Origin of the sequence: Candidatus Bathycorpusculum sp., assembly GCF_009778815.1 — an archaeon.
Taxonomy (GTDB): domain Archaea; phylum Thermoproteota; class Bathyarchaeia; order Bathyarchaeales; family Bathycorpusculaceae; genus Bathycorpusculum; species Bathycorpusculum hydrogenotrophicum.
In genome coordinates, this window is the sequence record NZ_WRFL01000089.1 from 1 (window position 1) to 8,165 (window position 8,165).

General features: G+C 45.1%; 8 protein-coding genes and 1 tRNA gene. 1 reads left to right on the forward strand and 8 read right to left on the reverse strand.

All coding sequences use genetic code 11. The features are described 5' to 3' along the window. Nucleotides 1–443, reverse strand: a 443-nt coding sequence (locus FWF39_RS11355; protein WP_343383554.1) for a hypothetical protein, incomplete at its 3' end; no start/stop codon positions are given. 511 nt (nucleotides 444–954) lie between these two features. Between FWF39_RS11355 and FWF39_RS11360 the strand changes: the two genes are divergently transcribed. Next, on the forward strand, nucleotides 955–1,107 hold the full coding sequence (locus FWF39_RS11360) for a hypothetical protein (RefSeq protein WP_343383555.1): 153 nt from the start codon (nucleotides 955–957) through the stop codon (nucleotides 1,105–1,107). A 205-nt stretch (nucleotides 1,108–1,312) separates the two neighbouring features. Here the strand turns inward: FWF39_RS11360 and FWF39_RS11365 are convergent. From FWF39_RS11365 to FWF39_RS11395, 7 genes are all read right to left on the reverse strand, one after another. Next, nucleotides 1,313–1,390 (reverse strand) — tRNA-Glu (locus FWF39_RS11365). 139 nt (nucleotides 1,391–1,529) lie between these two features. Beyond that, nucleotides 1,530–3,164: a thermosome subunit beta gene (gene thsB, locus FWF39_RS11370; RefSeq protein WP_343383556.1), complete on the reverse strand. Its 1,635-nt coding sequence runs from the start codon at nucleotides 3,162–3,164 to the stop codon at nucleotides 1,530–1,532. Nucleotides 3,165–3,274: 110 nt separating this feature from the next. After that, nucleotides 3,275–3,943 carry an NTP transferase domain-containing protein gene (locus FWF39_RS11375; RefSeq protein WP_343383557.1) on the reverse strand — a complete coding sequence of 223 codons (669 nt, stop codon included), beginning with the start codon at nucleotides 3,941–3,943 and terminating at the stop codon, nucleotides 3,275–3,277. Then, nucleotides 3,934–4,728: an adenosylcobinamide-GDP ribazoletransferase gene (gene cobS / locus FWF39_RS11380; RefSeq protein WP_343383558.1), complete on the reverse strand. Its 795-nt coding sequence runs from the start codon at nucleotides 4,726–4,728 to the stop codon at nucleotides 3,934–3,936. Before cobS ends, FWF39_RS11375 begins: the two co-directional genes overlap by 10 nt. Further along, a complete protein-coding gene (gene cobT / locus FWF39_RS11385) occupies nucleotides 4,725–5,846 on the reverse strand; it encodes a nicotinate mononucleotide-dependent phosphoribosyltransferase CobT (protein ID WP_343383559.1) in 1,122 nt (373 codons plus the stop codon). Before cobT ends, cobS begins: the two co-directional genes overlap by 4 nt. Nucleotides 5,847–5,855: 9 nt before the next feature. Continuing rightward, nucleotides 5,856–6,524, reverse strand: a complete 669-nt coding sequence (locus FWF39_RS11390; RefSeq protein WP_343383560.1) for a diphthine--ammonia ligase — start codon at nucleotides 6,522–6,524, stop codon at nucleotides 5,856–5,858. Between the two features lie 339 nt (nucleotides 6,525–6,863). After that, the coding region (locus FWF39_RS11395; protein ID WP_343383561.1) for an InlB B-repeat-containing protein at nucleotides 6,864–8,165 on the reverse strand (1,302 nt) is incomplete at its 5' end.

An 8,165-nucleotide genomic window follows, 5' to 3' on the forward strand; every position in this document is an offset into this window, starting at 1 on the left:
ATGCGTACGTCAGTGTATTTGGAATTTTTTGCAATATCAGCTAACGCTTGTTGATCATCGATCTTTTCAACCGCCGCCAAACACACAATAGAATATTTAGCGTTTTTAGCAATATCAACCAACCATGCTTGGTTATCTAATTTTTCAAGCGCTACTCTGCGCACATCAGAATACCTAGCGTTTTTGGCAACGTCAGCCAGTACAGTGGGTACAGATAACTTCTTAACCGCCGCTATGCACACATCAGGATCGTCATCACCTTTGGCAACATCAGCAAATCCTGTTTGTTCTTCTACCTGCTTAATCGCTACTACACGCACATCCTGAAGTGGTACGGTTTTGGCCATATTAATCAACTCTAACGGCTTTGTTTCAGCCTCAACAGCTTTTAACGCTTTGCCTTTTTCACTATCATCAATTGTCCAATCCGAATTGAAGCTCATAATCATTCTTTAGCGTGCCCATTAATAATTCTATCACGAGTGGGTCTTTACAAAGTATTAAAATTTGCCTAAACCACCAAATTTCTTCCACTCATTTTAACTTTGATTATACATGAAATAATTTTGAGGGAAGACAAATTACAATTTATCAGACACTGTCTTTAAACGATACGACTTGTTCCTGTTCACGCCTGAGGAGCCAAAGAATGTTTTCGCTGACAAGTTACAACAATACCCTGCGAGCGTGCTGTGCGAACGCCCGATGGTTTGCGCAGTTTGCATTGTGCTAATCGCTCCGTTCTGCACAATGTAGACAAGAATACGCGCACGATCTTCTTTGTTATCGTTCATTTTATCGTTCAAAATTTTATCATCATTCACTTCGTTGAACGATAAACTGAGTGTTAGATGGCTTTGAAGATGTTTCCGTCTACAGTTCGTGAACAGTTTGTTATTCTTTTATTATTGTCCAAATCAAGAAAAAATTTTTAGCCAAAACAGGAAAAAACATATGGCCAAATCCAGTAATTATTTTATTAAAGAAAATGTAAATACAGAAAAAATGGGGATGCCTTCATTTTTAGCAATAGTGACAGCAACACAAATTGCGTATCAACGTGATGATGGTATATGGGTTATTCCGCTTGGGTGTTTGAAGGATTAAAGCAAGATAAACGTCACGGACAATTGAAAGATCGAACACTTAGAGGGTCAAGGAAACTATATAACTTCACCATTTTGGAGTTGGTTGAGGCTACAATATGCTCTTGCAAAGCGTTGTTCATAGTCATGGATTAGTTCAGTGGTTGTCATGTTCTTAGTATTTTCTGGGAATTTAAAAATTTAGGAGGTCAACAGAAGCAGAAGGATGGTGCTCTGGCCGGGATTCGGACCCGGGTCCGCGACTCGAGAGGCCGCTATACTTGACCGGACTATACTACCAGAGCATAAGTTAGCCTACATACACATTTCTCCTCTATTAATTTACCGTCTCCTCTGTAGAGCATCGAACGGTAAGTTAACCGCTAAAAGTTGTGACTATTAGAAATTATAAGTTAAAAAGGGTTAAAGGTGGGGAGGAAGGGGTTAGTCTTCCATGCCGCCGGGTGCACCTGCGGGTGCTTTGGGTGCTTTGGCGGTTATGACGTCGTCGATGCGTAGTATGAGTGCGGCTGATTCTGATGCTGATTTGATGGCTTGTTCTTTGACCATGATGGGTTCGATGACGCCGTTTGCGATGCTGTCTTGGAGTTTGCCTGTGAAGACGTTTAGGCCTTTGAATTTGCCGTCGTCTTTGTCGTGTATACTTCTGAGTTCGACTAGGATGTCTATGGGTTCTAGGCCTGCGTTTTCGGCTAGGGTGCGGGGGATGACTTCGACTGCGTCTGCGAAGGCTTCGACTGCGAGTTGTTCGCGGCCGCCGACTTTGGTTGCGTATTTGCGGAGTTCTTTGGCGATTTCGATTTCGATGGCGCCGCCGCCTGGGACGATTTTGTTGTTTTCCATTACGTCAGATACGACGGAGAGTGAGTCTGTTAGGGCGCGTTCGGCTTCATCTACTAGGCGTTCTAGGCCTGCGCGTATGAGGATGGCGACTGCGTGGGGGTCTTTGCATTTTTCGACGAAGATGAGTTTGTCGTCGCCGATTTTGCGTTCTTCCACTAGGCCTGCAAAGCCTAGGTCTTCTTTTTTGAGGTCGTCTAGGTTGCTTACGATTCTGCCGCCGGTTGCGCGTGCGAGTTTTTCCATGTCGGATTCTTTGACTCTGCGTGCGGCGATGATGCCGTCTTTTGCTAGGAAGTGCTGGACCATGTCGTCGACGCCTTTTTGGCAGAAGACTATGGTTGCGCCTGAGGCTTTGATTTTTGTGACCATGTCTTGCATCATGGTGTTTTCTTGGTCTAGGAATGCTTTCATTTGTTTGGGGTCTTTGATTCTGATTTCGGCTGAGATTTCGGTTTTTTCGATTTCTAGGGCAGAGTCAAGGAGTGCGATTTTAGCGTTTTCTTTGAGTTTGGGCATGCCGGGGTTGACGACTTCTTTGTCGATGATGATGCCTTGGATTAGTTGGGTTTCTGTGAGGCTTTTGCCGGTTTTTTTGATGAGTTGGATGTTGTCTATGTCTGCGATTGTTGTTTCGCCGCGTTGTTCGGTGATTTGTTTGACTGCTTCGATGGTGATTTCGGCTAGGTGGTCACGTGCTGCACCTAGGGATTTACTGCTCATGGATGTTAGTGCGACTTTGAGGAGGAGGTTTTTGTCTTTTGTGTCGAGGGGTTGGGCGGTTTTGCCGATGATTTCGATGGCTTTTTGGCCTGCTTTTCTAAAGCCGCTTACAAGAATGGTCGGGTGGATGTTTTGTTCGAGGAGTTCTTCGGCTTTTTTGAGGAGTTCGCTTGAGAGCACCACTGCGCTTGTGGTTCCGTCGCCGACCATGTCGTCTTGGGTTTTGGCGATTTCGACCATCATTTTTGCTGCAGGATGTTCTACGTCGATTTCTTTTAGGATGGCTGCGCCGTCATTTGTGATGGTGATGTCTCCTAGGCTGTCGATGAGCATTTTATCCATGCCTCGGGGGCCTAGAGTTGTTTTTAGCACTTCACCGATGACGCGTGCGGCCATGATGTTGTTTCGTTGGGCTTCTTTGCCTCTGCTTCGGGTTGTTCCTTCTTTTAGAATAAGGACGGGTTGTCCTGAACCTGTTGTTGTTAAATACGCCATACTGTTATCCCTACTTAGTAGAATACCTATTTCGGAAATATGCAAAAAGTAAACCAAAATATAAACGTTAAGCTCAACTCTACCCTGTAAGCGCTAAGCTTAACGCCTAATTAGCCTGCGTTAGTGTTTTCTGTGGTGTTTTGTTTTTGTTGTTGCTGTTGTTGTTGGAGGTGTAGGAGGTGTTGGGCTATTTGGAGTTCTTGGGTGGTGTTTATGTTGACGGTTAGTTCTTGGTGGTTTAGGATGCATATGGCTTGGTCTAGCCATTCATCGCCGTAGCGTTTGCTGCCATCAATTACATTAATGCCCACAGGGACTAGTTCTTGGTCTTGTTCTACAAAGGAGTAATCTACACACATTCCCAGTGCTATTTTGGTTGCTTTTGGAACTGCGACTGTTAGGGCGGGTTTTTTTGATTGGTGGTAACATTCGATGATAGTGTCGATTATTTCGGGTTTTACTAGGGGCAGGTCGGCGGCTATGGCTAAAAATACGCCTAGTTTTAGGGTTTGTACGGTGTAGCCCATGTCGGATACGTAGTCTTTGCCGGGGGTTTGGATGAGTTCTATGTTTGGGTGGTGCTGTTGAATATGAGTAGTGGTTTTGGGGGTGATCTGGGTTGTGGCAACGATTATGCGGTCGATTTTTTTTGCGTTTTTTAGGGCTGTTAACACATATTCGATAACAGGTTTGCCGTTGACCTCGATCAGGGGTTTTTCTTGGGGGAGTTTCATGCGGGTGCCTTTTCCGCCGGCCATGACTAATGCGGTTATACCCATGTAATCACCGCCAGTAATACAACTGCACAAACCATTCTGGTTAGTTCGTTTGTGGCTCCAAATACGTCACCTGTGACGCCGTTAAAGTTTTTGTGGGCAATTGCAGTCATGATTAATCCGGTGAGTATGGCGGCTGCAACTACAAATAGACCGCTCCAGCCGATTAGAGGCAGGGCAATGCCAAATGAGATGATTAATGCGGCAATTAAGCGCCAGTTGCCGCCGGTTCCATGCATGGCTGATAGAAAAGTTGAGTTCATGCCTTGGTGGACGGATTTGCCAATCCAGGCAACTGTCACCATGGAGAGCTTGGCACATACCTCAACGATGATTAATCCTGGGACAATCAAAGGTATTTGGAATCCAGCAATTGGGATGGTTTTGCCAAACTCGGCAAAGGCAAATGCGGTAACTATGTAGGTCATAAGGGTTAGTCCGATGGCGCCTGCGCCTGTGAGTTGGTCATGCATAACCGCAATTTTTTTCTCAGCGTTGCCATGAACCATAATGCCATCTCCAAAATCTAGCAGGCCATCGGTGTGGTGGAGGCCTGTTAACCATAGCAGTAAAGCCAAGCTGATGGCTCCAACAACTAGACTAGGAATGAATTGAAGGGCCACCCAGCCTACTGCACCCGCTAAAAGACCCAACAAAGCCCCGATGAGGGGAAACGCCCACATGTGCTTGGCGCAATCGGTGAGCATATTTTCATCCATATTAACTGGGAAAACAGTCAAGAAAGACAACAGATTCTTTAGCGGATTTAGTATGCTCAAGAGACTCACTTACTACTACTGCTGTTGCTACCGCTATTTTTGGTCTGCATCATCAGTGAGGCATAATTACGTTCTATTTCCTTAAGAAGAATTTGCTTATCAACCGCTCCACTGCTTTGGGCCATGGCCGCTATAGAGGCGCCGCCTGCGCCTACGCCTTCTTTGACTAGTCCGGTTTCATAGATTTGCAATCCCGGATACTGAGAAGTACCAAAGTTTAGATCGGCGGCTATGATGGGAACGTCGCAAAATTGGTTGACGATGCCACATATATCGCTTGTTTGGTCTTGGGTGACCCAGCGGGTGGTGCCAATGGCTAGGTTGCATAGTGCTTTGGGTTCTAGGGCGTTTATAACTGCTAAGACGGCGGTCATTTGTGTTCCACCAGCCATCAGAACGGGGGTTTTATGTGAAGCGCCAATAACTAACCCGGCAACAGCGGCCATCATGGGGTCGCCGACTGCAGATATGGCTTTTATGGGGTCTCCCTGAAAGTTTCCAAATTTTTGGGCGGCGGCACTTAACCCGGCAGCAACCACTTGGGCTTTTAGGTCATGGGGATTGGCTGGCAGGGTACTGCTGACTTTGCCCTGAGCAACAATATTTAGAGCTGAGAGCACCCCTAATGCAGTGGTTGTGCCTCCCGGTACACTCTCACCAATGACCAAATAATCAGATGTTTTTGCTAGATGCTCACCAACAACTGTAGAACGCTCAATGACTTCCTCGACGTTGTCAACCGAGTCGCCGCTTCGAATATCGCGCCCCGGACTGCCATTGACATCTATATAGGGAACCTGCGGCTTAACTTTGACTCCGCCGTTTACAATCAATACGGGTATATCCGCTAGATGCAATGCTGAGGTGGTTATAAGCGCAGGCGTGGGGATACCATCAGGAGTTATAGGAACACCTTGAATGGATCTGCATTTGCCCAGCAACAGCAACTCAGCATCAGCTGGGGGAGTGAAATCGGTAAAATCGGGATTTACACCCGCCGCTGACAACCCAGGAATTTTACCCGTCTCCGTAGTAGCAATGGTTGCTATAAAGAGCGGAGTTTTACCTTTAATCTCTTGGAGAAAACGTTGAGCTTTTAGCGGATTATTTGCAACTATGACATCCATAAGTTACACCTACTTGGGAGTTAGAGACCACTTCTTGATGTCTAAGTATCCTGAGCCATTATCTAAGCATTTCTTCTCAGCCTCAACCAACTCTATTTTTTGCTTAAAGCTGGGACCATCAGTGATCAAAGTGTGATATTCACCACCCTCACCGCAGGGATCAACTCCGGGGAGTTTTTGAATATCAACATAGAATTGACTATCCAAGATGCGACCAAGCCAATCCACACCCAAAACTTTGTTGGTACGCACCACAGTTGCACTCAGACCAGCTTTGAGATAATTTTGATAGATTTGATGGGTATTTTTCATCCAGAGCGGTTTTATTGGGGTTAAGCCAACTTTTTGGCAGATGCGATCCAGCCAGCCGGGTTCATGTCCAGCAACCTCACAAATATCCCCAGTAACTAACCCCTCAACCCCTTGACGTTTAAAATCAGTTAGAAGCGCTATAAAATCTGCTTCGTAGCTTTGAGCAGAAGAAACCTGCTTTACAAACAAAACCCCCGCCGCACTAGCCTGCGCCTCGATGATATTTGCGGGAAGCATATGAAAACTAGAGGTTTCCTCACTCACCATCAAAGTAAAAAAAGAAACCACTTGGTGACCCTGCTGCTTTGCAAGACAATAAGCATAAGCACTGTCTTTGCCGCCGCTCCACGAAACAACAACTCTCACTCCGCTTCCTCCATAATCATTCAACTTACCATAATACAGTTAACCAAAAAAGCATTCCTACAACCACACCACACAAATCACTAATAATGTAACTATCACCTACTTTTTGAAAAGATCACGGAGTCTATGCGGAGGCGGAGTGGTTGGGTGTGGGTTTTGTTGTTCTGTTGAGATGATGTTTATTGCTGTTAGGCTGCTATGTGACTCCAAATAAAGGTAGTTAACGCGATGTTTTTATGACGCCTAAGGTTGCAACGTGAGCATAAAATTATCCTAAAACGATCAGGGCACATTTGTCGGGTTGTAGATTTATAGAAAAAAAAGAAAAAGGGAAGGGGTTTATGGGTTTTGTTCCCAGATAGCAACCAGCAGAATATTACCAGTAGTACCAGCAGGGATCACTGAACCAGACAACAATGTTGGAGTAGTGTTATCATCATAGGTTATCATCCAGCCTTGGAACGTATAGTTGTCCTTAGTTGGAGAAGCTATGCTAATTGCGCCACTTTCCACATTGTATATACTGGGGTTGCCAGTATCAGGAATACCACCATCCAAATCATAGCTAATAGAGTATGAAATTGGGTTAGGGTTCCAAACTGCAGTCAACCAAATGTTGCCAGTAGTACCATCGATAATACCTGAAGTAGGCAGCTGACGTTGAGTACCGTTTGAGTAGGTTATTACCCAGTATAGGAATTCATAGCCTGCTCTAGTTGGTGCATATACAGGTATTGGGAAGATACTTTTCACGGTATATGTTTCAGGATTACCTGGAGCATTAACACCGCCGGCCAATTCATAGATAACATTATATGAAATTGGTGTAGGATCCCAAATTGCAACTAAGGTAACATCGCCGATTAATCCAGTAGGAATACCTGAAGTAGTCAATGTAAACATTGTACCATTAGCATAAACTGCGGTCCAGCGTAGGAATGTATAGCCTGCCATAGTTGGAGTGCCTACAGTGTTGGTATTGATTGTTATGCTGTTTTGCACATTGTATGTTATTGGATAGCCAGGAGCGAGATCGCCGCCGTTTAGTACGTATCTAACAGAGTATTCGGTTGGGGTGATGCTCCAAACTGCAGCTAATCTAATATTGCCAGTAGTGCCAGCGGGAATTTCACTAGTAGGTAGTTGGATCTGTGAGCCATTAGAGAAAGTTGCTACCCAATACAGGAAGGGGTAACCGGTCTTATCTGGAAGTGCAATAGACAGTGGAAGATCATCAACAGTGTATGTGCTAGGAGTCTGGGAGTGAGTGCCGCCATTTAATTCGTAGGTTATGGTAAATTGGGTCACAGTGTAGTAGAATGTAAAGACATTATTGGTAGCATTTAGCACTGCAGTCACTGAGGTAGGTTGAGCAGCAACATAGCCATCAATATTCTTTGCAGATACAGTCACAGTAGAACCCATTGTCTGAGCAGTTACGGTTTCACTTGGAGCAACAGGAGTGGATGTACCTTGTCTGTAATAATGCACTATGTATTCAACGTCAGGATTGCGTGTGTAGTAAAGCTTCAACACCAAACTACCATTACCAGCAACTATACCACTAACAACACTACGACTATCAGTTGGATCATAAGTATAACCAGCAATCGAAACAGCAGAAGCAACAACAGAAGAACC